Source organism: Candidatus Cardinium sp. TP, assembly GCF_025215055.1.
Taxonomy (GTDB): domain Bacteria; phylum Bacteroidota; class Bacteroidia; order Cytophagales; family Amoebophilaceae; genus Cardinium.
In genome coordinates this window covers 1-25683 of the sequence record NZ_JANAVR010000004.1, presented here as the reverse complement: position 1 = coordinate 25683, position 25683 = coordinate 1, and the positions used below count along the sequence as shown (strand labels likewise).

At 43.1% G+C, this 25683-nt stretch carries 17 protein-coding genes; 13 read left to right on the top strand and 4 right to left on the bottom strand.

All coding sequences use genetic code 11. The features are described from left to right. Nucleotides 1-353: 353 nt before the first annotated feature. A complete protein-coding gene (gene polA, locus NLX65_RS01170; protein WP_260536292.1) occupies nucleotides 354-3065 on the bottom strand; it encodes a DNA polymerase I in 2712 nt (903 codons plus the stop codon). After that, a complete protein-coding gene (locus tag NLX65_RS01165; RefSeq protein ID WP_260536290.1) occupies nucleotides 3040-3978 on the bottom strand; it encodes a hypothetical protein in 939 nt (312 codons plus the stop codon). Before NLX65_RS01165 ends, polA begins: the two co-directional genes overlap by 26 nt. Nucleotides 3979-4069: 91 nt before the next feature. On the opposite strand from NLX65_RS01165, the gene NLX65_RS01160 reads away from it, so the two are divergent. The 9 genes from NLX65_RS01160 (at nucleotide 4070) to NLX65_RS01120 (ending at nucleotide 18723) form a co-directional block, all read left to right on the top strand. Further along, nucleotides 4070-5263 (top strand): lipid-A-disaccharide synthase, encoded by a 1194-nt coding sequence (locus NLX65_RS01160; RefSeq protein ID WP_260536288.1) that lies wholly within the window; start codon nucleotides 4070-4072, stop codon nucleotides 5261-5263. Continuing rightward, a complete protein-coding gene (gene ruvX, locus NLX65_RS01155) occupies nucleotides 5260-5706 on the top strand; it encodes a Holliday junction resolvase RuvX (RefSeq protein ID WP_312025853.1) in 447 nt (148 codons plus the stop codon). The genes NLX65_RS01160 and ruvX overlap by 4 nt, the downstream gene beginning before the upstream one ends. A gap of 923 nt (nucleotides 5707-6629) precedes the next feature. Further along, complete coding sequence (gene mscL / locus NLX65_RS01150; protein ID WP_260536286.1) at nucleotides 6630-6989, top strand: large conductance mechanosensitive channel protein MscL; 360 nt, start codon at nucleotides 6630-6632, stop codon at nucleotides 6987-6989. A 15-nt stretch (nucleotides 6990-7004) separates the two neighbouring features. Then, nucleotides 7005-9803: an excinuclease ABC subunit UvrA gene (gene uvrA / locus NLX65_RS01145; protein ID WP_260536284.1), complete on the top strand. Its 2799-nt coding sequence runs from the start codon at nucleotides 7005-7007 to the stop codon at nucleotides 9801-9803. Nucleotides 9804-10028: 225 nt separating this feature from the next. After that, nucleotides 10029-12203, top strand: a complete 2175-nt coding sequence (locus NLX65_RS01140; RefSeq protein WP_260536282.1) for a hypothetical protein — start codon at nucleotides 10029-10031, stop codon at nucleotides 12201-12203. Nucleotides 12204-12407: 204 nt separating this feature from the next. After that, nucleotides 12408-13559, top strand: coding sequence for a hypothetical protein (locus tag NLX65_RS01135; RefSeq protein ID WP_260536280.1), 1152 nt, complete (start codon nucleotides 12408-12410; stop codon nucleotides 13557-13559). Next, a complete protein-coding gene (alaS, locus tag NLX65_RS01130) occupies nucleotides 13541-16153 on the top strand; it encodes an alanine--tRNA ligase (protein WP_260536277.1) in 2613 nt (870 codons plus the stop codon). Before NLX65_RS01135 ends, alaS begins: the two co-directional genes overlap by 19 nt. A 323-nt stretch (nucleotides 16154-16476) precedes the next feature. After that, nucleotides 16477-16803 (top strand): thioredoxin, encoded by a 327-nt coding sequence (trxA, locus tag NLX65_RS01125; RefSeq protein WP_260536274.1) that lies wholly within the window; start codon nucleotides 16477-16479, stop codon nucleotides 16801-16803. A gap of 69 nt (nucleotides 16804-16872) precedes the next feature. Continuing rightward, nucleotides 16873-18723, top strand: coding sequence for an ABC transporter ATP-binding protein (locus NLX65_RS01120; RefSeq protein WP_260536272.1), 1851 nt, complete (start codon nucleotides 16873-16875; stop codon nucleotides 18721-18723). A gap of 57 nt (nucleotides 18724-18780) precedes the next feature. On the opposite strand, the gene tilS is transcribed toward NLX65_RS01120, so the two are convergent. Beyond that, nucleotides 18781-20097 (bottom strand): tRNA lysidine(34) synthetase TilS, encoded by a 1317-nt coding sequence (gene tilS, locus NLX65_RS01115; protein WP_260536270.1) that lies wholly within the window; start codon nucleotides 20095-20097, stop codon nucleotides 18781-18783. A 209-nt stretch (nucleotides 20098-20306) separates the two neighbouring features. Between tilS and NLX65_RS01110 the strand changes: the two genes are divergently transcribed. Next, nucleotides 20307-21527 carry a dihydrolipoamide acetyltransferase family protein gene (locus tag NLX65_RS01110; protein WP_260536268.1) on the top strand — a complete coding sequence of 407 codons (1221 nt, stop codon included), beginning with the start codon at nucleotides 20307-20309 and terminating at the stop codon, nucleotides 21525-21527. Nucleotides 21528-22025: 498 nt separating this feature from the next. Next, a complete protein-coding gene (gene rsmG, locus NLX65_RS01105) occupies nucleotides 22026-22658 on the top strand; it encodes a 16S rRNA (guanine(527)-N(7))-methyltransferase RsmG (protein WP_260536266.1) in 633 nt (210 codons plus the stop codon). Between the two features lie 405 nt (nucleotides 22659-23063). Here rsmG and mtaB read toward each other — a convergent pair whose 3' ends face one another. Next, nucleotides 23064-24368: a tRNA (N(6)-L-threonylcarbamoyladenosine(37)-C(2))-methylthiotransferase MtaB gene (gene mtaB / locus NLX65_RS01100; RefSeq protein WP_260536264.1), complete on the bottom strand. Its 1305-nt coding sequence runs from the start codon at nucleotides 24366-24368 to the stop codon at nucleotides 23064-23066. Nucleotides 24369-24684: 316 nt separating this feature from the next. Between mtaB and NLX65_RS01095 the strand changes: the two genes are divergently transcribed. Both NLX65_RS01095 and NLX65_RS01090 read left to right on the top strand, forming a co-directional pair. Further along, on the top strand, nucleotides 24685-24996 hold the full coding sequence (locus tag NLX65_RS01095) for a hypothetical protein (RefSeq protein WP_260536260.1): 312 nt from the start codon (nucleotides 24685-24687) through the stop codon (nucleotides 24994-24996). A 172-nt stretch (nucleotides 24997-25168) separates the two neighbouring features. Then, nucleotides 25169-25516 carry a hypothetical protein gene (locus tag NLX65_RS01090; RefSeq protein ID WP_260536258.1) on the top strand — a complete coding sequence of 116 codons (348 nt, stop codon included), beginning with the start codon at nucleotides 25169-25171 and terminating at the stop codon, nucleotides 25514-25516. The last annotated feature ends 167 nt before the right edge of the window (nucleotides 25517-25683 follow it).

Below are 25683 nucleotides of genomic sequence, written 5' to 3'. Positions count from 1 at the left end.
TTATCCCACTTTTTTCTTGATAAAAAAGTGGACAAAAATCAAGCCCTCGGTAAAAAGGCGCTGAAAGTGTCATCTTGCAGATGGGAAAACAGGAAGTGCCCCCTTCGGGGGATTCAAAGGAAACTGTTTTTTTACATCATCTGTCAGATAACACTTGCTACACCGCGACTTTTTACAGGGGCGTTTTTCTTTTAACGCAAAAAACCAGTGACTGGAACAGAGACATTTTTTTTGCATCAATGATGCATCGTTTGCATAGCTTCTCATTCCAAGCCCATAGATTGTTACAATGATATAAAATTTACCAAGAGTGGCAAAACATCTTACCTAGGGGTGGCTTTGATCTGAGGTTATTACCCATGTGCTTCCAGCCAATTGGCGCCTATATGCCCATTTACTTTAATCGGCACATTTGCCAGTGGCAAAGCTTGTGCCATAAGCAGTGGAATATGGTGCTGTATTTCCGCTACTTCTTCTGTTGGCACATTAAAAACCAGTTCATCGTGAACCTGTATAATCAGTTTGCTTTTCAGCTTATGGCTGGTTAGCCAGTGGTGAATCTGGATCATTGCCAATTTAATCATTTCTGCTGCACTGCCTTGAATAGGTGTGTTAATTGCATTGCGTTCTGCAAAGCTGCGTAGCGCACTATTGCGTGCGTGTATATCAGGCAACCAACGTTTTCTACCCAATAGGGTAGTAGCATATCCCTTTTGTTTGGCCTGGGCTATAGCGTGCTCCATATGGTTTTTGATACCTGGAAATTCTTCAAAGTAGGCAGCGATCAACTCAGCTGCCTCTTTTCTAGATACATTACCCATGCGTTCCGCAAGGCCAAAAGCCGAAATGCCATATATGATGCCAAAGTTGGCTATTTTAGCCTTTCGTCGCATTTCCTGATCTACCTCTTCTGTTTTAAACAGTTTGCGCGCCGTGATCTGATGAATGTCTTTGTCTGCTTGAAAGGCGCTGATCATCGTTGCATCTTGTGCATAGGCTGCCATAATCCGTAGTTCTATTTGCGAATAGTCGGCAGAAAATAGACAGTCTCCTTGGCGGTGTGGAATAAAAGCTTTGCGGAGCCCTATGGTGGCTTTAATCGGTATGTTTTGCAAATTAGGTCCTGTAGCACTCAGCCGACCCGTTGTGGCCACAGTTTGGTGATAAGCGGCATGGAGCCGTTGGTCTATGGGGTGGACCATGGTAGGGAGTGCATCCACATAGGTAGAGCGGAGTTTTTGCCAGGCCCGGTGTTCCATGATGATGGGCACAATAGGATGCACTTTGGTGAGTTTGGCCAATACCGATTCTCCCGTTGCATATTGACCTCCTTTGGTTTGAATAGGCTTTTCATGCAGTTTTAATTTTTCAAATAATACCTTCCCCAGCTGTTTGGGAGAGTCGATATTGAAGTTGGTTTCGGCCAATGTATAAATCTTTTCTTTTAGATCATGGGTGGTGCGTTCCATCTCTTCCCCTAGCTGCTTGAGTAGGGTTAAGTCAATCGCAACACCCTCTATTTCAATTGCGGCTAGTACAGGCACCAATGGCATTTCAACCTCGTAAAATAACCTTTCCATCGCTTCATCCATTAGGGCTTGCACAAGCTTTGGGTATACTTGCAAAGTAAGTGCTGCCTGTTCGTTGAGATACCCTTTGTGTGCTTCGGGTGCTACGGTTTCCCTATCGTTTGGTGTGTAGTCTAGGTATTGTTCTGATAAGGCGGCGAAGGTATGGCGTCCATCAGGCGCCACCAACGCATGGGCGATCATTGTATCAAATAGGGGAGGGGCTACATGGAGTCCATAGCGTTGCAATACGATCAGTGCATCCTTTATATTGTGGCCTACTTTACATATATCCCTACGGTTAAAGAGCGGCTGCAGCAGTGCAAGCAATGGTTCGGCTGCGGCTGGATCAGTAGGTATCATTAGATAATCTATTTGTCCCGTTTGGTAGGAAAAAGCAATACCTAGCAAGTCCGCGCGGTGTGGATCGATGTGGGTAGTAGCAATATCAAAAGCCCATACCGCTATATGCTGCAGTTTTTGCATCAATGTGGCACAGTCTGGCTGTGTAAGCGTAGCGGCAACCCTTTCAGTTGTTTGAAACAAATCAGCTGTTGCCCCGCCAAATAACCGTTGTTGAAGCTGTTTAAACTCCAGCGAGGTAAACAGCGACTCCAATTTGGTTCTATTGGGCCCCTGGTAACGGCATGCTTCCCAATCCAGCGCAATGGGCACATCTGTACAAATAGTGGCCAGCTGTTTAGAGAGTAGGCCCTGGTCAGCATATTCAATGAGGTTGGCTTTTAACCGACCCTTTAGCGTGTGGCTGTGCGCCAGTACATTTTCTAAGTGGTCAAACGCTTTGATCAGTTTGCGCGCTGTTTTTTTACCAATAGAGGGAATACCTGGAATAAAGTCAGAAGGGTCGCCTGCTAATGCTAGAATATCCCTTACCTGTTCTGGTCTAACGATCTCCCATTCCGCCAAGATTTCCTTTTTGCCAAGTATCGTTGCCTTTTGGCCATGGCTATTCGGTTTATAGAGGTAGATACCATCCGTTACTACCTGTGCCAGGTCTTTATCTGTCGAGACGATATAGGTGGTAGCGCCCACCGCTTTTTTGGCCAATGTGCCCAGCAGGTCATCCGCCTCATAGCCGCTACACGTCACCGATAGAATCCCAAACCCATCTAGGATCGCTTGGATATAAGGAATCGCTATAGAGATCTCTTCCGGTTGTGCGGGTCGATGGGATTTATAGGCTGGAAATAGTTCATGTCGAAAAGTTTTTGCTTTGTCATCAAAGGCAACAATCAGGTGGGTAGGTTTTTCTTTTTGCAACACCTCTACCAAAGTGTTGACAAAGCCCAGTATGGCCCCTGTTTGAATGCCCTGTCTGGTCACCGTGACCGCTTTACCAAGAGCAAAATACGCCCGGTAGATGAGCGACATCCCATCTAATAGAAACAGCTTCTTTGGTATCATTTGATCTATATAGGCCTTATCATTTAGCTTATGAGCCGGTAACCAGTTATGCCCCTCTATAATGGTTGCCATAATGGGTATGGTCTAGTGTGGTAACACATCCCCTGATGGGACATTTGCTTAGCCCTGGTAGGCGCATGCTCATGCCCACTTGGACTATGATACTACCTATAGCATGGCTCACACTAATCAGCTCGTTCGGTATGGGCCGATTCGAGTTGGATCTTTCATATGTTTGCACCAGTTCATTGTTGCAGCAAAACCCATAAGCCACCCGAAGCTGCCCATGCAGATAACGTGTAATCTTTTTTTCCCATGTGCCCCCCAAGTCGAAGCTGCGCTCGTAGATCCAATAATAGGCCTTATCTAATTCAGAATGGTTGTAGATGCGCGGTGCCCAAGTACCATCTATTAATAAAGTATAATTCTGATTTTCAATTAACTTAAACCCTAATCGAACCAAAGGCGTCCAAGTAAAGTAATAGCTCCGTTCAGGTAGATAGGATAAAGTGTTACCTGCCTCATTTTGCGTATCATTTGATGGTATATTATCGACCCATTGCCCCGCCATTTTTTTGAAAAAAGAGCAGCGTAGACCCACACCACTACCGATGCGCAGCTGTTGAAAGTCCATAGCCACCAAAAGTTGTGCAGCCAGGGTCATACCTGTTCCCGTGAAGCCAAAGATGCCTTTAGCGTTGCTACCACCTATAGCCTTACTATCACCTATTCCAGCGTCATTTTTCTCAAAGTGAATAGAAGGCGCATGGTGCCAGCGGATCAGATAGGCTTGTGCCGTTGTGCGATTGATTGCCATTTCACCCGTTTGGCTACCAGGGTGCATGCCCTTAATGTGGACTTTATATCGATCCACTTGGATAGAAAAAGCGCTTTGTAGCTGAATCCGGCTCCAAAAGGAGTCGTTTGTAGCCCCTAATGCAACCAATGGAGCAAGCCACAGCAAGAAGGATAAAAAGCACTTCAAAGGATGAAAGGTTTAATGGTAACCGGTTTAGTAAACTATGATTAGGAAGTTAAAATTAGATTTTTTTACCTTTATTTCCTAATTTGGCCCATTGGTTGCGCGGCATCCATCGTTAAGCCTAGGGCGGGGTATTGCGTTGGTCATGGCTTGCGCAGCATCTAAAAAGAACCTATCCATGCGCTATTATGTTATTGCGGGTGAGCATTCTGGAGATATCCATGGTGCTGATTTGATTACGCAGATCAAAAGCATAGATCCCCATGCCGATTTTTGGTCTTGTGGGGGGGGGGCGATGGCAGCAGCCATTGGTAAACCTTGCCAGGTAGCAGGTACCAATATGGCCTATATGGGGATAGATTTTTTCAAAAAGTCCTATACCCTATGGCAGTGGTTACAATTGTGCCGACAAGGTTTGATCCACTACCGACCCCATGTAGTCATTTTAATCGACTACAGTGGTTTCAATATGCGTCTTGCCGCATTTGCCAAGCGCAATGGTTTTCTCGTTCATTACTATATACCGTCCAAGATTTGGGCCCATGGTCCACGAAGAATTGAAAAAATCAAGCGGGATGTAGATCAAGTATGGTCCATTTTACCCTTTGAAGCAGCCTATTACCAAGATCGTGGATACCCCACCATCGATTATGTAGGCCATCCATTGGTGCAGCGGGTGGCTGACCATCGCATCAATCCCGCTTTTAGAGCAGATAATAAGTTGGATCATCGGCCGATTATTGCTTTGCTACCTGGCAGTAGATTGGATGAGATTCGGCGCATTTTGCCGCTTATGGTTGCGCAGGGTGCTTCTACTTATCAATGGGTAGTAGCTGCATTAAGTCATATACCTCGCCATTTGTATCAAGCGTGTCCACCTACCGTTCAAGTAGTCTATGACCAAACCTATGACCTCATGGCCTTTGCCCGTGTGGGGATCATTGCTTCTGGAACCGCTAGTTTAGAAGCTGCTTTGTTTAATTTATTACAGGTAGTCATCTATAAAACCCATCCATTGGCTTATTTTTTTTACAAAAGCATCGCTACGGTACCTTATATCTCTTTGGTAAACCTTTTGATAGGCCAAGCGGTAGTTCCAGAACTCATTCAATATCAATGTACCCGTGACAAGCTCCATACCACTTTACAGGCTCTTTTATCTGGTAGTGGGGTGGTCACTCAAAAAGAGGCCTATCAGACCATTCGTCAGTTGTTGGGGGACCGTCATGCCGCTGTAGAAGCCGCAAAAGGTATAGTAGCCAGCGCAAAAAATCGATCTGTATCATGATGGAAAAACGATTAGGTAGGATTATGGCCATAGACTATGGCCTCAAGCGCGTCGGTATTGCCGTAACCGATCCCTTACAGATTATTGCCACCCCTTTGCAGACGATTGCCACGCCTACTTTATTCCTTTTTTTGAAGGACTATTTAGAAAAAGAAAATGTGGCCACCTTTGTAATGGGCATGCCCAAAGGTTTAAATGGCCGGCCTTCTACCATGAGTAGTGTAGTAGAACAGGTCAGTGTGCGCTTACAGCAGCAATTTCCAGCGCAACGTTTTTATTATCAGGACGAGCGTTTTACCTCTAAGTTGGCTATGCAGGGGCTCTGTCAAGCAGGCTATTCCAAAAAAGATAGAGCCAGCTCTATCGATCAAGTCAGTGCGGCGATTATCCTCCAATCCTTTTTACGTAGCATGGGGCATGCAATGCCATCACCTGCAGAATGAGTTCCATGGTTAGAGTTACGTTATTAGGTACAACGCTACTGGTTCATAATGCATTTTATCCCACTTTTTTCTTGATAAAGAAGTGGACAAAAAATCAAGCCCTCGGTAAAAAGGCGCTGAAAGTGTCATCTTACAGATGGAAAAACAGAAAGCGCCCCCTTTCGGGGCTTGAAAGTAAGCTGTTTTTCCAAATCATCTGTATGATCCCACTTTCTATACCGCGCCTTTTTACAGGGGCGTTTTTCTTTTAATGTAAAAACCAGTGAATTGAATAGATATATTTGCTGCTATTTCGTCAAGTTAAGGCGCATATGTCCGCCGATAAAAAAAGTTGGCGGACATGAGCAGTGGCGTATACGTATGAGCTATTTCTATCTCTGTTTTGGTAAAACACCTATACAAACTTGCGAGGATAGTAAAAAGTTAGTCTTTGAAAAAACAATCAAATTGCCTGCCTTAAAAACATACCTGATAATCGTGGGGGCATACTGCTCCATGCAAAAAATGCCATGCCCGTATCTTTTCTATTCTATTTTCTGGCCAATGGGTAGACGCTTTTCCTTTATTCGTTGGCTGATGTCCATCGATCCGGGTTGTTCGGTGTAGCTAGTAAACCATTTCCCCAATTTCCTAACCTGTGAAACCCCAGACTGAGGATAGTGTTTCCTTGTATCTCCTGAGTGGATTATTTTTAATCGGTGCCGCATATGGCGTAATACAATAAAGGCCAGTCGTACAATGCGTACCCATGACCATAGCCAAACAAAATAAAATACCCTTATACGCGTGTGTTATATAGCTGTTCATGGCATGATGTGTAAAAATGTATAAAAGCCAGTTTGCTTTTAACTTATAAAAAAATCTATTGCATCTATCGTTCTATACCATTATATTCCAGGCAAGTTCATTAACCCATTGTTACCATGCGTTTTATACAAGAATTTAAAAAATTTGCCCTTAGAGGCAATGTTATTGGTTTATCAGTTGGGATGATTATGGGCAGTGCATTTGGTAAAATTGTTACTGCTCTTATAGAAGATTTATTTATGCCTATGGTCAATCCATTATTGGTAACCGATCGCAATTGGCAGTCGATAGAAGTCGGTCCTGGTATTAAGATTGGTCATTTTATTGCTTCCGTGCTTAACTTTTTAGTGATTAGTTTGGTTATATTTGCTGTGATCAAGCTGATGCATACGGTAAAAAAATCGGAAGAGCAAGTAGCTGGTCCTACCGCTACAGAAAAGCTTTTAATTGAAATCAGGGATGCATTAAAAAAATAGTTCGGTATACCATTCATGCATCTTCATTTAGTAGACTTAGACACGCTTAGTCCAAAAGATTTTATTATCATCAGGGGTGCGCGCATGCACAACCTGAAGAATATCAGTGTAGCTATTCCCCGCAACCAGCTTGTTGTAGTCACTGGGTTATCTGGTTCTGGCAAGTCCTCTTTGATTTTGGACACCCTTTTTGTAGAGGCCCAGCGCATGTATGTAGAGAGCGTGAGTGCCTATGCGCGGCAGTTTCTCGGTAAGCTGGCCAAGCCTATGGTGGATGCCATTCAAGGCCTTTCACCAGCTATTGCCATTCAGCAGAATGTAGCCAATAAAAACCCCCGTTCCACCGTAGGCACTCTTACAGAGCTTTGTGACTACCTTTACCTACTCTATGCCCGTATCGGTACTACCTATTCCCCCATCAGCGGGCAAAAAGTAAAAAAAGACAGCGTCTCTGATGTAGTAGATTACATTCAACAACACGCAGATGGCACTAAAGTATTGATCCTATATCCTATTGCAGTAGCCGATCAACCCGCGTTGGTGCAGAAGTTAAAAGTCGAGCAGGGCAAAGGGTTTACCAGAGTCATGCAAGGTGATCACCTGTTTTATATAGAGGCATTACTAGCAGGCAAGGAGCTATTATCCTTAGACCAGCCCATTTATGGGTTGGTAGACCGCATTGTAGTGAACAAAGCGGACCAAGACAACCAATATAGAATAGCAGACTCTGTTCAAGTCGCCTTTTTTGAGGGGATGGGCCATGCCGTTGTGGCACTGGTTGGGTTAGGCCAGCAAGCTTTTTCAGATCGGTTTGAGCTAGATGGCCTTACATTTTCCCTGCCGACTGTTTCCTTTTTTAGTTTTAACACCCCCCATGGGGCCTGTAAAGCCTGTTCAGGCTTAGGGCAGATTACGGGCATAGACCCCCATAAGGTGATACCCAATCCAGCCCTTTCCCTAGTAGAAGGCGCCATTGCCCCTTGGCATAGCCCCACGATGTCTAAATGGTTGGCGCCCCTTTTGGCTGCACATGAAGCGCTGCGTTTCCCGATTTATGCCCCTTATAGTAGTTTAACCCCCGATCAGCAAACCCTTGTATGGCAGGGCAGGGGCGATTTTGTAGGTCTAAATCAATTTTTTGATTTTTGCGCCACCCAAACCCATAAAATCCAATACTCCGTGTTGTTGTCCCGTTACCGCGGCAAAACCCCCTGTACCGTCTGTAAAGGCAGCCGGGTACGTGCAGATGCCGATTGTGTTAAAATCGCGCACCAATCCATCATCGATCTATTATTGATGCCGATTCACGACTTAATTGCTTTTTTCGATCAGTTATCCCTTACCCCACGGGAGGCCACTATGGTCCAAAGAGTCGTCGTAGAAATTAAAAACAGGCTCCGTTACCTAGCCCAAGTAGGCTTAGCCTATTTAACCCTCAGCAGGCCTATGGCCACCCTATCTGGCGGCGAGCAGCAGCGCATTAAACTAGCCACTGCCTTAGGCAGTCCCCTATTTGGCGCCATTTATATTTTAGACGAGCCCACCATTGGGCTACATCCCCGTGATACCGATCGGTTGGTACAGTTGTTGGTAGACTTAAGAAACCAAGGCAATACAGTCATTGTAGTAGAGCATGAAGCCTTGGTCATGCGTGCTGCCGATACCATTGTGGAGATAGGCCCTGAAGCAGGCGCCCATGGCGGCAGCTTGGTTTTTCAAGGCACCTTTTCAGCCTTGATGCAAGCCACCACCCATACCGCAAACTACCTCAATGGCGCTGCCACCATCCCTTTGCCCCCGCGCAGGCGTCCTTGGCGCAATAGCCTATTGATTCAAGCAGCGAACCTCCACAACCTCCAGGATGTAACCGTTTCCATTCCCCTGAATGTATGCACCGTAGTAACAGGCGTCAGTGGGTCAGGCAAATCCACGTTGATTAAAGAAGTCCTTTATCCCGCTTTAGTCGCCCGTTTGCACCAGCCCACCTCCCTTTCAAGGCCTTCTGCCCTATTATCAGGTGATTGGGCTTCTCTCCAAGCCGTAGAGTTGATCCACCAGCATCCATTGGGCAAATCCTCCCGTTCGAATCCAGCCACCTATTTAGCCATTTACGACGCCATTCGAGACCTTTTTTCCCAAACCGCTTTAGCCCGTTCCCGTCGTTACCAAGCAGGCCATTTTTCCTTTAATTCCGAGAAAGGCCAATGTCCCACCTGTCGTGGCGAGGGCCATCAAAAAATAGAGATGCAATTTATGGCAGATATTTACCTCCCCTGTACCTCCTGTAAGGGGAGTCGTTTTAAGCCCGAGATAGCCGATATAACCTATTGTGGCAAAAACGTGGCCCAAGTACTCCGCATGACCGTAGCAGAAGCCCTGCTCTTTTTTGCCGATCACCCTTCCATTGCCCATAAGCTAAAGGTATTACAAAAAGTCGGCTTAGGGTACATCCAACTCGGGCAATCTTCCAGTGCATTAAGTGGCGGAGAAGCCCAGCGGTTGAAGTTAGCCTATTATTTAGAAAAAGAACTACCAGACCAGCCCATATTATTTATATTTGATGAGCCCACAACCGGCCTCCATATGCATGACGTAGCCCAATTGGTCAAGGCCTTTCATGCCTTGATCGATCAAGGCCATACGGTTATCGTCATTGAGCACCATCTTGACATCATAAAAAGTGCAGATTGGCTGATTGACTTAGGCCCCGAAGGCGGCCAGCAAGGCGGGCAAGTAGTATTTACCGGTACACCAGAAACCATGATCCAGCAAAGTCAGAGCCATACGGCCCATTATTTAAAGCAAATAATGTAGAAAATACTTGCATCGTATCTTTTTTTATATTATCATTGTAGAAAATTGAAGGGCTTTCTACAAAGCTGTATAGGGTGCTTCTTAACCGCAGCTAAGGTGGTATATTTGGATGGTATTTGGTTATATGTTATTTTTGTATCAAAGCCCATTATAATCGTTAAGTGTTCCAGCGCTTAAAAATAGTTCATTAAATTAAATAATTCATAATCAATAAATTGAATAACAATGGTTTATAAAAAAATTCGAAATACAATTCCGTCTTTATCCAGTCTGCTCTTGGCTGGGGTGTTGTTGGCTGGTTGTCAGGATGGGGAGGGTGCTGGTAATAAAGCAAAAGAACCAGCTATGGGTGAAAATGAGGAGATTGTAAAAGGTAACAACCTTGGTCCTCAACAAGGCATCCCTGTCCATAATGATAAGTTGTTATCTAGCGCGGTAGTCGCTATGCGGGACAAAATTATTGAGTTTGCAGGTTTGAATCCTTTGATGAAAGACCATAAGCAGTATCTAATCGTGCCAGTCGAGGCTTTCAATAGTTCAGATAAAGAATTTAAGTTGATCTTTAGGCAGGTATTACAACACTTTGCCTCTTCTGATTCTGATGGTCTTTATCCTAGTGCGATGAAGAAAGATCGTGAGGCATGGGGTCTCCTTGCAAGTTATCTGGATAAGATGGAAAAGCCTTTTGCAGCGGCAAACGCTTTTAATGCTTTTGTTTGCCTATATAAAGAAATGTCTCGTGTTTTATTTTTAATGAAGGATTTGGATAGTAAGGGTGCGCCTTTAGAGCAATACGACAAATTCAGGGATGATCATATAAAGCCTCTATTGTTGAAGTTGAATCAAGTTGATGAAACTTATGTTGGCAAGCAAAAATTTCCGAATAAGTGCCCAGGTACAGAAAGGATTATGTGGCTGGAAGGTGAGAAGTGGGCTAGGTTTATGAGGGATGTGAATAATAAAGGTGAAGATAAGGGGCCAAACAAGCAAGGTAAAGGGCATGCATATGGGATGCCAAATCTATTGCAGAAGGAATATTCGATATGGATTAAAAATTATTGTAAAGATAGTTTGGATTATCATAAAAACCCTTATGAGAACCTAGATAAAAGGGGTGTTGGCATTAGTGGATCATGGAAGGTGGGGAATGTTAATATGCCCGAAATTACCAGGCTGTATAATGATCGTGTGGTGAAGAAATTTTATATCGAACATTTTGTTTTGGACGAAAATGGCGGGTATCTTGGTATTGACATCGCAGATGCTGCCATGTTTCCAATATTAGATCATTCTGAATATCAATATAACTCAGATGCTGCTATATTATCCGATTATCAAGATGGTGGCAATAATAAGAAATTAACATTTGGTTCATTAATGTTGTTATTGTTTAATGATAATGGTAATAATCATTCTAAGGAGTCATGTCTTGATTTTCTTACTATTACCTCACACAATAAGGGCACAGTTTCGGTCAAGATGAATCAATCTCGCTTCGAAAAATTGTTGAAGCTTTGTGGCAATGATAAGCAGTTTGCTCAGGCATTGGGTAAACACATAGAGGATACGTCTCTTAAGGATCGTATTATTGTTCCTGATTATAGGGATCTTCTCAGCAAACTATCTTTGGACGGTTCTATTTCCGATGAACAAGGTGGTCTTCAGATCGTAGATGCAGGGCTGAAGCTTTCTAAGGAGAATGTTCCACTTTATGTAATATGTAAGAATATTTATGAAGGACTTCTTCTATCAGTTCCTAATATGGATCTAATATTTGAATCCCTCGGCAAAATAGCTGAAATAGAGAGCCACGATTCCTATAATGAGTCAGATGTAACGTTTGAACAAAGGGTTTATATTGGTCTGGCAAAAAAACTATTTGAATATAAATCGAAATGGGTTAGTGGTGCATCGCAAGAATATAAAACACGGGAACAACTTGAAAAAATTGTTTCTAGTTATCTAGAAGATATGTTGGAATCAGTTCTTGTTTTCAAAGGTTTGTCTGGGGAATATGAGCACACACGGGCTTCTCGTGAACTTCGAGGTCATTTAATGGAAGTTCGTAAAAAATTAGCTAAGAAAAGGGATAATTTAGAGATTGGTTATAATAAAATCCTACATGATTTTCTAAGCAAGCAGCCTGGTCCAGACGATACAAAAAAATCCTTTGATATAGGCAATATGTGTAAGTCCACCCTGGAGTATTTTCAAAAGGTTAGTTCCATTTCTAGATTGGATATTCCTTCTGCTCTGTCTATGGACAAAAAGATAGAGAAGTCTGATTTTAAGGCAGCTGGATGGATCTTGCCTCAAAAATATGATGAGCTTAATGAGATCAAGGATGATTATAAAGATAAATTAACTAAGAGTTCAACCAAATCAGGTAGGGGAATTTAAATTTGATTTTATGTGAATCATTGATTCATAGGTGAGGCGCTGGCATGAGCTAGCCCCTCACTTTTTTTATATATGTTTATATTTTACTTCTGAAAAAGAAAAATAAATATTGTAATGCTTGGGGCATCTTACTTCTAAATGGTCTCTTTTTATTTATCTTATGATTATCGAGTTGAGTAATAAGTAAATAAAAAGTGCTTTTATATGGTGTGTCTCCATCTTATGCAGAAAAGGCTCATTAGCTATAGGTTTCTATTATGGTGCGGGGTATTTATATGGATCGCTGGCACTTGTAAGAAGAATAAACCTGTTCAAACAGGTAAGTTGATCCATCCTAGTGGTTTCGTTTCGGACGCTAAGCCTATACTTCTGCTAAGCCATCAAAGGCCTGCTGGTATTCCTAATAGAGATGGGACTTGTTATATCAATGCAATACTGCAAGTGATAGCGGCTTTTTATTGGGAGGAAGTGATGGCTTGTGGAAGCAATGCATTGCGTACGGTTGTAGAAAAAATTAATTGTAGCCCTCATGCATCTATTGCTAAAGATGAGATTCAGCTGTTTATAGATAGTCTGCCAGAAATGTATAAAAACGCATCGCATCGTGGAGGTGATGTGGTGCAGTTTTTAAATGCATTGGACAGGGTTTCCCCTTTTTTACCGGAAATTGTTCATGTTATGCGTTTTTTTAGGCAGGAAAAAGGGACCATTAAAAGCTATGCTTGCAAGCTCCCTATGCCCTTTATATTGCTCTATCCGCCCTTGGATCGGGGATTTCGAATGGAAAGACCTATTGTTAATGACCTCACTAACTTGATACGATCTAATCAAGAAGCAGTAGTCCTTGATGATGCATGGCTTGCTGATCTATATTATAATGGGCCGCTGTTCAGCTATGAAGATAAATTGAATGACGTTGATCTACCTCCTTTTGTCTTAAAACATCAACACTGGTTAAGTAGTCCTGAAGGTGCTGTTAAACCAATGATTATGCAATATGCTTATGCCGACTTGCCTAATAAACTAGCGGTTTCCTTTGCTAGGCCTGGTAGTAAATGGAGCACCACATATGATCATAGCGATTTAAGTGGTGCGGAGGTAATAGCTATTCATCAAACTACATCGCCCTATGTGATCCGTTTTAGGCTAGCGGCATTTATAGTAGCTGTTCCTACAACAGGCCCTAAGCCAGATCATGCCATTGCTTTTGTAGAACGGAAGGGGCAGTGGTATGGGGTGAGTGATGAAATCGTAATGCCTATTGCCTATACCGATGCTATACAGGCATCTAGACAAGCGCGGGTTTTATTTTACCATAAAGTGAACCAATCCAAACCATGCAATCCAAACTTATAAGGGAAAAATTTCTTGAGTTTTTTATACAGAAAGGGCACCAACACCAGCCTGCTGTGCCTATCATAGGAAAAGATGACCCTTCCTTGCTATTTGTCAACGCGGGTATGAATCCCTTTAAGGAGATTATTTTAGGTAACCAACCTATTATTGCTCCGCGTGTGGTTACTGTGCAGCCTTGTTTGCGTGTGTCTGGTAAACACAATGACCTGGAAGAAGTAGGGGTGGATACCTACCACCATACCCTTTTTGAGATGCTAGGCAACTGGTCCTTTGGAGATTACTTTAAAGAAGCAGCTATCGCCTGGGCATGGGAACTGCTTACCGAAGTATACCACCTTCCTAAAGAACACATCTATGTAACCATATTTGCCGGAGACCCGCAAGATGGACTGCCCAAAGACCAGGAAGCTGCTGCCATCTGGGCCCAATACCTCCCTCCAGAACATATCCTCTCCTGTGGAAAAGAAGCTAACTTCTGGGAAATGGGTGAGCAAGGTCCCTGTGGGCCTTCTTCTGAAATCCATATAGATATTCGCCCTGAAGCTGAACGTAAAACTTTACCTGCTGCGCAGTTGGTAAACCAAGGCCACCCTCAGGTTATAGAGATTTGGAATCTGGTGTTTATGCAATACAACCGGCAAGCTTCTGGTAGACTCGTGGACCTCCCGCATAAACATATCGATACGGGTATGGGCTTTGAACGGTTGGCGATGGTGTTGCAAGGGAAAACGTCTACCTATGATACCGATATCTTTACGCCACTGATCGCAAAGATCCAACAGCTTGCTGGCAAGCCCTACAGCGACACCATGGCAGTGGCCATGCGGGTGATTGCAGATCACCTCCGTGCTGTGGCCTTTGCTATTGCTGATGGTCAAGCGCCTGCACCTACTAAGGCAGGTTATGTGATACGGCGTATCTTACGTAGGGCCATTCGCTATGGCTATAGCCACTTGGGGATCCAAACGCCCTTTATCTATCAATTGGTAGCTGTCTTAGTGGCGCAAATGGAAGGGATATACCCCAATCTAATCGCCCAACAGGACTATATCACCCAATGCATTCAAGCAGAAGAAACTGCCTTTTTAAAGACATTAGCTACTGGCTTACAGCTTTTTAACCAGTTAGATGCCCGAGATATCCATCAAGGTACCATAGAGGGCCGTGTTGCTTTTACACTTTATGATACCTATGGATTCCCCTTAGACCTGACCCTACTGATGGCCAAGGAAAAAGGCCTCACCGTAGATGTAGCCGGTTTCCAACAGGCGCTCCAAGAACAAAAAAAACGCTCGCAAAAAGATGCCGCTAGCAGCCAAGGGGATTGGCAAGTAATCCAAAGGGCTGTTCAGCCTCGATTTGTAGGCTATGATGCGTTGGTCGTAACTACTTCTATTGTACAATGGCGAACCATTAGGAACAAACAAGGCGTTGCCTACCAATTGGTATTGGCAGCTACTCCTTTCTATCCAGAGGGCGGCGGGCAAGTAGCTGATGTAGGGGTTATAATCTCTGGTCAACAATCCATTCCTGTGTTGGATGTACAAAAAGAGCATGGCTTAATCCTCCATACTGTTGACCAGCTGCTCAACAGTATGGAGCAACCTATAGAAGCCCGTGTAGATCCCATCCAACGCACCTTAGTGGCTGGTAACCATACTGCCACCCATTTGTTACAGGCGGCGTTAAAAGCAGTAGTAGGGGACCATGTGGTCCAAAAAGGCTCTTTAGTAACGCCTGCGCTCTTGCGGTTTGATTTTGCCCATTCTACTAAGTTGTCTGGTGCGCAAATAGAAGCGATAGAAGCGATGGTCAACCAAAAGATTAGGGCGAATATCGCTTGTGTCGAGCAACGCGCTGTGCCTCTTGAAACCGCTAAGGCTATGGGTGTGCAAGCGCTATTTGGTGAAAAATATGGCGCCGAGGTACGTGTGATTGCTTTTGACCCCGCCTATTCTATAGAGCTTTGTGGCGGTACCCATCTGCCTTATACAAGCCAAATTGGGTTTTTTAAAATCATCCGTGAAACTGCTGTAGCAAGCGGTATACGCAGAATAGAAGCCCTAACTGCTTGTAAAGCCCAGGAGTTTGTTACCCAACAAGCGGCTACGTTAAACGCTATAGCAGCGCTGCTCAAACACCCTAAAGCGTTGGTGCAGACAGTAGAAAAACTCCTCCGTGAAAAAAAACAACTTCAGAAACAGTTGACCGCCTACCAAACCCAAACGGTACAACAAATACAGCTGTCATTCGAACAAATTGGTGCGGTCTACCTCTTGTTGCAAGCTGTGCAACTACCCCATCCCGATGCCTTGCAGCAGCTAGCCTCGCGCTATGCAAACCAATATAAAAAATCGGTTGTCCTTTTAGCCGCTACCTTTGACCAGCAGGCACACCTGATGATGGTGGTATCAGAAGCATTAGCGCCATCCTATAATGCCCATACGCTTATGCAATCCATCGCTCCCCTTATTGGCGGTAAAGGCGGCGGGCAACCCCTTTTGGCCACCGCTAGAGGCGATAACCCCGCAGGCATACCCGATGCCTTACAAGCCATAAGGCGTCTATGTGTATCTGCTCATATTACTGATTAATAATGAATTTTATCCCACTTTTTTATCAAGAAAAAAGTGGGATAAAATTGCCTTACTAAAATAGTGTCGTGAATAGACACAACAATTCGTATCTGTTCCAGTCACTGGTTTTTACATTAAAAGAATAACGCCCCTGTAAAATGCCACTTTCAGCGCCTTTTTACCGAGGGCTTGATTTTTTGTTTACTTTCTTATCAAGAAAAAAGTAAAAATAAAAATGCCTGCTAGATCTTTTATATCTTTGTATACTGAGCCGGAATTGTTTAACTTCTTCTTTTAGGTAAAATATTCGAGCAGTCTCCGTTATAAAACTATTTTAACTTATGGACCAAAATATTCTAGAAATTACAGATGCGCAGTTTGATGAGGTTATTAGCCAACATAAACTTGTTTTAGTAGATTTTTGGGCGCCTTGGTGTGGACCTTGTTTAAAGCTGGCGCCTGTGTTAAAAGAGGTCGCTGCTATGTATATAGGGAAGGCGTATATTACCAAACTTAATATCAGTGAAAATAGCAAAACCCCTTCTAGGTATGCTATTAGCACCATACCTACTATGTTGTTTTTTTACCAAGGTCAACAAGTAGACCGTTTGGTTGGGAATCTACCGATTGCTCAAATTCAGGAAGCATTAGATAAATATTTGCCTTAATGGGCAAGATGCTATCGCCTTATACAACCGATTTGCCTACCCTCTTAAAGGGTAGTTTTTGGGCAACTTTTGGCCTCAGGTTTACCTATTTTTCTATTTGCTTATCAAGAAACAAGCAGGAGTAGTATTCCTTTTTACACCTTTCCACGCATGCAACCCATTACCAAAAGTCTAAAAACTTTTATTTTACACTTTGTAAGTCAATACAAATGGCATTTTATGGCCATGGCTTGTTTCCGGATGTGTTTTGTACTGGATAATTTAGTCGTTCCCTATGTCTTTAAGGTACTCGTCACCCGTCTAACAGAAATAGCCCCTAATAGAGCAGGTGCTTGGATCAAGCTCGGCGTTCCGCTCATGTCTTTACTAGGTGTTATCGTCCTTATAGAGGTTTTATTTCGTCTATTTGACTATATGAAGATCAGGACCATTCCTGCTTTTGAGGCCAAGATACGCATCTGGATTGTACGCTATTTACAGGGCCATTCCTATCAATTTTTTACCGAGCATTTTTCTGGTGACTTGGTAAAGCGCGTCAACGATTTAACAGATGGCATCAGCCAACTGATGATGATTGTGATTTCATCCTTTTTGCCCACCTTTTGCACCATGTTGGCAGGGGTCTTTTCTTTTGCCTATATCCAGCCCACCTTTGGTGCCCTGTTGATGGCTTGGCTGGTGTTACATACCGCCACCTATCTTTTTTATTCCAAAAAGTGTGGGCATAGTGTAGCGCTACATGCAGAGAAAGGCAGCCGTTTATCCGGCAGCATTGTAGATGGGTTTACCAATATCTTAAGCATTAAGCTTTTTGCGCGCAACAATCAAGCCACCACCCATTTGTTGGCGCCACAAGCCACAGAAAAATGCGCACATGAAAAGGCTTTGAAGCTTATTATGCAGCTCCATCTGATCATTAGTGGCCTTTCCATTGGCTTTATGGGCGTGGGCATGCTGGCTTATATGATCTATTATTGGCAGCTGGGTAAGCTGTCTATTTCTGAAGTCACCTATATTTTTTACGCAGGGAATAACATTTGTAATTTGGTTTGGGTTTCTGTAGCTGAGTTTCCTGATTTTTTTGAAGAAATGGGTTATTGTAAGCAAGCCTTAAAGTTATTACAAAAAGAACATACCGTACTAGATGCACCAGATGCTACTGTGTTGACCTGTACATCCGCTGCTATTGCCTTTAAGGATGTCTCTTTTGCTTATGTGCCTGGTAAGCCTATATTTGAACATCAAAACATTGCTATCGCAGCAGGTGAAAAAGTAGGCTTGGTGGGCTTATCTGGTAGCGGTAAAACCACTTTTATTAACCTGTTGCTTAGATTTTTTGATTTGAATAAAGGAGTCATTACCATTGATGGGCAAGATATATCCACCGTTACGCAAGAATCTTTGCGTGCGGCTATTGCGCTGATACCGCAAGATACGACGCTTTTTCATGATAGCATTTTAGAAAATATTCGCTATGGGCGCAAGGAAGCAACCGATGAGGAAGTCATCGCTGCTGCTGAAAAAGCAAAATGCCATCATTTTATTATGAGCCTTTCAGAAGGATACGACACATTGGTCGGTGAGAGAGGTTCCAAGCTTTCAGGTGGTCAGCGTCAACGCATCGCTATTGCGCGCGCCATATTAAAAGATGCTCCCATTTTAATATTAGATGAGGCTACCTCTGCACTAGATGCCGTTACTGAAACCGAAATCCAACAAAACCTAACTACGGTTATGGCAGGAAAAACCACGATTGTGATTGCCCATAGGTTAACGGTTTTGGCCGCAATGGATCGGGTGTTGGTATTTAATAATGGCAACATCATTGCCAATGGATCCCATGAAACGCTTTTAAGAACCAATGCCATCTATGCCAATATGTGTAGGCTACAGTTGGAAGGCATGCATTCGCTGCAGTAAGCGATTTTTGTTTTTGATGTTTTATCAAGAAAAATGTGGGATACAATCCATTTGCACTTACATTTCAGCCACTATTATTTCAAATACCATTTTTGTATCCCGTTGTACTTTAAAGCGTTCATCTATGCGATGACCCACTACCCATACAATCTGCTCACTGCTGGTGATCACCAAGACCTGCGCTTTGATCACCATAGGGATTTTAAGGTCAATCAATAGATCACTTACCTTTTTACCGCCTTGCATACCAAGGGGATAGAACCAATCTCCCGCTTGCCATGGGCGTACCATTAGAGGAAATTGCAACTTATGGTAGTCCAATGCGGCAATAGTGGCTGTTTTTTTAAGCATATAGTCGGCGTTGGCGTAGACTTGACAGTGTAACCTATAACCGCCATAGGCTATGGCATCTGTAGCATCAGCAATTGCTGCTTGTTGTAGTAACAATGGTTTTTTTTTCGTTATCAACCATTCTTTTCTATCTACATATAGCGTATAGTCCGTTGCATCGATCCGTTTGCCACTGGTCATGCGACCAGTGATCAGCTTTTTGATTTGGGTGAAGGTAAAACCGTAAGGGCGCAATAGCTCGAATGCCACCGTAGCTGCCCATGGCTGATGGATGATTGAGTCTATGGCTAGGTAATAGATGCCCGATTTATAGGTACTGATCTCTTTTTTAATTTGCATCAGATGGTCGTCAAAGCAGTTGCCTATATCCCGTAGCTTGCTAGCAGTTGCTTGCATGGTTGCCTCAAAATTTGGATTCAACTTGTGCAAAAGAGGAATCACTTTATTGCGGATAAAATTCCTTTGATAGTAATTGCTGCTATTCGAGCTATCTTCGTGCCAATGGAGTTTTGCTGCTTTTGCGTAAGCTATGATTTCCTGTTTTCTAGCAAAAAGCAGAGGGCGTATGATGGCGCCATCTATAGGCTGCATACCATACAGCCCCTTGATACCTGTCCCTTTGATAAAGTTTAATAAGATGGTTTCCACCGCATCATCCCAGTGGTGTGCCGTAGCGAGTTGATGCCAGCTATGCTGCTGCCGCAACTGGTGAAAAAATCTGTAACGTAAGCTTCTAGCCGCCATTTGTATCGAAACCTTGTGGTCGCGTGCAAAAGTAGTGGTATCAAATTGTGTGCTATAAAAAGGCACCTGATACGATTCAGCTAACGCTTGTACAAAGGCCGTTTCAGTCGCTGCCTCTGCGCCACGTAAGTTAAAATTGCAATGGGCTATAGCAAAAGGCAGGTTAGCCTGTTTAAACAAGTGCGCAAGCACGACAGAATCCACCCCCCCACTGACCGCTACAAGCGTAGACCCCATCAACTGTTCGCGTTGTAGAAAGTCTAAAAAAGTTGCCAACATAGATGTAAAATTGAATACCTAACCAATTAACCATAGGTTGTTGCCTCCTGTAAGCTAAAGAAAGCGATCAATCAAGCAATATAGTTGCTAAATTATATGTAAATTTAAAGTTAGGGAAAAAAGAATCGGTAGGCGACTTTTTTATCAAGCAAAAAGTAAGCCTACCCCTTCTTTTTTAGGGCGTATTAAATTATTTTAATTCGAAGCATATGGCACAGTGCATTAGGATGCCTAAGATGAGTGATACCATGCAACAAGGCACCATCAGCCGTTGGATCAAGCAGGTAGGGGATAAGGTAGCAGCGGGTGATATATTGGCTGAGGTAGAGACCGATAAAGCTACTATGGAGTTGGAGTCCTATGACGATGGTATCTTATTGTATATAGCTGAAAAATCTGTGGCAGAGGTCAATACTATTATTGCCATTATAGGGGAACCTGGAGAAGATATTCATGCGTTGCTGGCCGCTACTGTTGCTACAGAGGGGGCGACTGCTGTCGGCGTAGTGTCGTCTTCTGATCCAGTGGTAGCCTGCCTGGTGGCACCGCCTGCTGGTGATGTGCAGTCTGCGTTGCCTTCCGATCGTTTATTGGCTTCGCCCTTGGCTAAAAAGCTAGCCCAAGAGAAAGGGTATGACCTCACACAAATCCAGGGTTCTGGTACGGCAGGGCGGGTAGTGAAAAAGGATGTAGTCCAATTTATTCCCGATCGTTCACGCCCAGTTTGGATGGGGGGCCATTCCACGCAGCCCGCCTATCAAGACCTACCGGTTTCTGCTATGCGTCAGACCATAGCTAAGGTCCTGACAGAAAGCAAAAGCCATATCCCCCATTTCTACTTAACGGTCCGCATCCATATGGATCCAGTCATGGCGTTGCGTGCAGAGCTCAATCACCATGCAGCTACAAAAATCTCTATGAATGACCTGATCATTAAAGCCACTGCCTTAGCGCTGGTTCAGCACCCAAAAGTAAATGCCGCCTGGTTCACCGATAAGATTAGAACCTATGCCCATGCCCATATAGGTGTAGCCGTAGCCGTTGAAGACGGTTTAGTCGTGCCCGTTGTCTCTTTTGCAGATCAAAAGCCACTCGTCACCATTAGTAAAGAGGTCAAGCTATTCAGTAAGCAGGCACAAGAGAAAAAACTAGCTGTTCAAGACACGACAGGGGCTACCTTTACCATTTCCAATTTAGGTATGTTAGGCATCGAATCCTTTTCAGCCATTATCAATCCACCAGCCGCTTGTACTTTGGCAGTGGGTGCGGTACAGCAGCTACCTATTGTGCAAGACCATCAGGTTGTGCCTGCACATATGTTGCAGGTTACCTTGTCTTGCGACCATCGCGTTGTAGATGGCGCCGTAGGGGCCTTGTTTTTGTCCACCTTGAAAGCTTTATTGGAAAAACCATTGCCTCTATTGCTATGATTTTGTAACGTTATGAGCTTTTCAAAAACAGTCTGATGTGATAAGCTTAAAGTATGGGTATGTATTCAGTTCACGATACGGTTCATAATGAATTTTATTCCACTTTTTTCGTGTTTTGGTTCTAACGTGACCATACAGCTGAAGGATACCCATGTATCTGTTTCAGTCACTGGTTGTTTGCATTAAAAGAACAACGCCCCTGTAAAAAGGCGCGGTGTAGCAAGTGTCATCATGCAGATGTTAGGAAAAACAGTTTCCTTTGAAGCCCCCAAAGGGGGCGCTTTCTGTTTTTCCATCTGTAAGCTGCCACTTTCAGTGCCTTTTTGCCGAGGGCTTGATTTTTTGCCCACTTTTTTATCAAGAAAAAAGTGGAATAAAATTCATTATTAATCAGTAATGTGAACAGATACTAAAATTCATTATGAACCAGTTACTTCAACAGATACAAGTAGGATAAAAGTTCATTATTGACGATTGTCGTGAAAAAAATATACAAATATGGATCAACTCCAAAAACTGGATACAGTGGTATCCCATTATTTCCCTGAGTTATCACCTGCCCAAATCACACTTTTTTGTCGTCTGGGTGACATCTATACCCATTGGAATAGCAAGCTCAACCTTATCTCGCGTAAAGATATCGCCCATCTCTACCTCCATCATATCCTGCACTCCTTAGCCATTGCGCAGGTTACTATCTTTGTAGCCCATACTAAAATCTTAGATGTAGGCACCGGAGGCGGTTTCCCTGGCATTCCTTTGGCTATTCTTTTTCCAGAAGTCCATTTTCATTTAGTCGATGCGACCGCAAAAAAGATAGAAGCCGTAGTCGCCATTGTCGCTGCCCTTGGCCTGAAGAATGTTTCGGTAGACTGGGCACGCGCAGAAGCCCTAACAGGGCAGTATGATTTTATAGTCGGCAGGGGTGTGGCCAACTTACTCTTGTTGTATAGTTGGGTAAAAGACAAAATAGCAGAAGCAAGAAAAAACAAGTTACATAATGGCATACTCTATTTAAAAGGTGCCCCATTTGAGCCTTTGCCTTTAGTTGTGGATCTATATCCCCTTCAGCGTTATTTTACCCAGCCTTTTTTTAAAGAAAAATATCTAGTCCATGCCTATTCGGTATAAGTCATTTGTATCTGTTCTAGTCACTGGTTTTTATGTAAAAAGAACAAAGCCTCGGTAAAAAGCCGTGGTGTAGAAAGTGGCATCATACAGATGATTTGGAAAAACAGTTTCCTTGGAAGCCCCCAAAGGGGGCGCTTTCTGTTTTTCCATCTGTATGATGACGCTTTCAATGGCTTTTTACCGAGGGCTTGATTTTTTTGTCCACTTTTTTATCAAGAAAAAACTGGGATAAAACTCATTATGAACCAATGGCGAGAATAGATATTTTTATTTGAAAATCAATAAAATATATAACTTAATATGATGCCATTGTGCTGAACACATACCAAAAAATTGTCTTAAAAGCAGGCCTAAAGCAGGCCGAAAATTAAATTTCTGCCACAGTGCTGAATAGATACAATTATTTTAGCTAGACAACTCCGGCACCACCATTCCCTCCGGATTGACCTCCTTGAGACGCACCTTATAGAGTTTATTTGCCAGTCCCGCTTGGTAAGGCAGTTGGACACGAATATAATTTTCTGTAAACCCCTCTATCACGCCATCATCTGCGCCATATTCAAATAAAACCGTAGCCGTTTGGCCCAAGTGTTGCCGATAAAAGTCGTTTAGCTTTTTTTCTGAAAGGATGCGCAGCATTCTAGCCCGTTTGACCCGTTCTTGCTGCGGTACTACCCCCGCCATCTCTGCTGCTTTTGTGTTTGCGCGTTCTGAGTAAGGAAACACATGGATATAAGCGATTGCCAATTCATTTAAAAAATGGTAGGTTGTTAAGAAGTCCGCTTCTGTTTCCCCTGGAAAGCCCACCAGTACATCTACCCCTATGCAGCAAGTCGGCATTTGTGCTTTTATATGTGTGATACGTTCTGCATAGAGCCCCGTTAAGTAGCGCCGGCGCATCAGCTTTAAGATCTTATCGCAACCAGATTGTAGAGGTATATGAAAGTGCGGCACAAAACGTTTAGAGGTAGCTACAAAATCTATAATCTCCTTGCTCAGCAGATTCGGTTCAATAGACGAGATGCGAAAGCGTTCAATGCTTGTTACCTCATCTAAGGCTTGAATCAGTGCAAAAAAATTAGTTTGTCGTTGCGCATCTATGATACCAAAATCCCCTAGATTTACGCCAGTCAGCACGATTTCTTTTACATCTTGGATCGCTTTAGCTTGTTCGACCACTGCTTCAATTGTAGCACTTCTGCTCGGGCCTCTAGCCAGCGGTATCGTACAGAAAGCGCAAGCATAGCTACAGCCATCCTGTACTTTAAGAAAAGTTCTGGTGCGGTCACCTATTGAGTAAGCAGGGGAGAAGGTCAACTTTTCTTGGATAGGGCTCACCCGTATCGTTGCCGATTCGTTTGGTTGTTTTTTATGCCAATCCGTAATCCACTCCAGCAGTTTAAACTTTTCATGTGCACCAAATACCGCATCCACGCCCGGTATAGCCGCAATCTCTTTCGGCTTGAGTTGAGCATAGCAGCCGATTACGATCACAAAAGCTGCTGGCGCAGCCCTTAGCGCTTCCCTAACCATTTTAGCACATTTATGGTCTGCATTTTCCGTTACCGAGCAAGTATTTAGGACAAACACATGCGGCCGTTGTGCCAATGTTACCGTTACAAACCCTGCCTCCGTAAACAAACGACCAATCGCCGAAGTTTCAGAAAAATTCAATTTGCAACCTAAGGTATGAAAAGCAACTTTTTTCATTCAATTTCTAAGATAAGGCATCTATATGCTGCTTGCCCATCCCTTCCAAGGCGCGTTTGTATGGAGCATAGAGCCAGCAACACAAGCGCTAAGTTAATCATTTTATTGGCAATCTAGCCATTACTGGTATTTTCTAGATGTCTTAAAATACCAATGTATAAGCCCTATGCTAGGTTAGAATTGTACAATATGACGTAGAATCTAGTGTTTTTGAAAAACAATTGTCTATCTCTGCAAAAGACTAAACGAAGCTTCCATCCCCTTAAGGAGGAAGCGAATAATATAATGAACAATCAATTACAAAACAATAATATATATGAAAGACTATACTGTCAAAACGAAATCATCTAGTTTTTTGGTAAAAGGGATTACTGCCTTAGCCTTTCCGTTTGCCGCACAATTAACTGGCTGCAGTATGGGCCAAAAGAGTGGAGTATGTTCTGCGATGATGAAATTAGCTGAAAGTAATAAAAATAAAAATAAAAGTAAAAATTGCCTTGCAATAGCAGAGGACTTCAAGAAGTCTCCGTCATGGGATTCATTACAAGAGACGAATGACCAAAAACAGGATATATTGCATATAATTGGGTATTATAAGCTCTTTAGTCCGATGGAAGAAATAACTTAATGCAACATTAAAAATAAAAAATCTGGAGGACGTTATTGCCCATCTGTTTGAAAAAGATGGAAATGGGTTTAGTGTATTTGATGCTGCGTGTGTGGATCGAAAATTTAGTTCTTTCACAGGACCTTTGAAAGGTTTTGTGTATCATAGTAAGCTGAATAAAGAGAGTTGTCATATGTTTCAGTCTCTTTTGAGTTTCGTAAATAGTAAAGTTTCAGAACTCCTACAAGGAAATTGGGAAAAAAATAATAATAAAATCAAAGGAGATTTTTGGAAAAAGGTTGAAGGTGGACTGGTTGTATTATACAATCGAGGTAAACTCTCGTATGATCGTTTTAAAATTTTGGGAGATGTCCTAGAATGTAAGGGCAACATTCTTTCGATGGAAGAAACGCGTCAGATTATACGAGGCAAACAAGGACAAAAAAGCATCCGAGCAAGCATCCGTAGGATACTCGGGTCGAGAGAAGGAGGATCCAACCTAGTGGTACCATCAGAAGAAGGGTCCAACTCAGTAGTATAACAAAAAGAAGGGTAAAAAAACAAATAATAACTTTACATCCGGTGTAGTAGTCAAGATTTAATCTGACAGGCAGTAAAAATTTAAGTATTAAAGTTGTCCGTTAAGTTAAATGTGTCAGTTAGGTTGTTAAGATAAGCGATTTGATTATTTTTTTCAAAGACTAATTT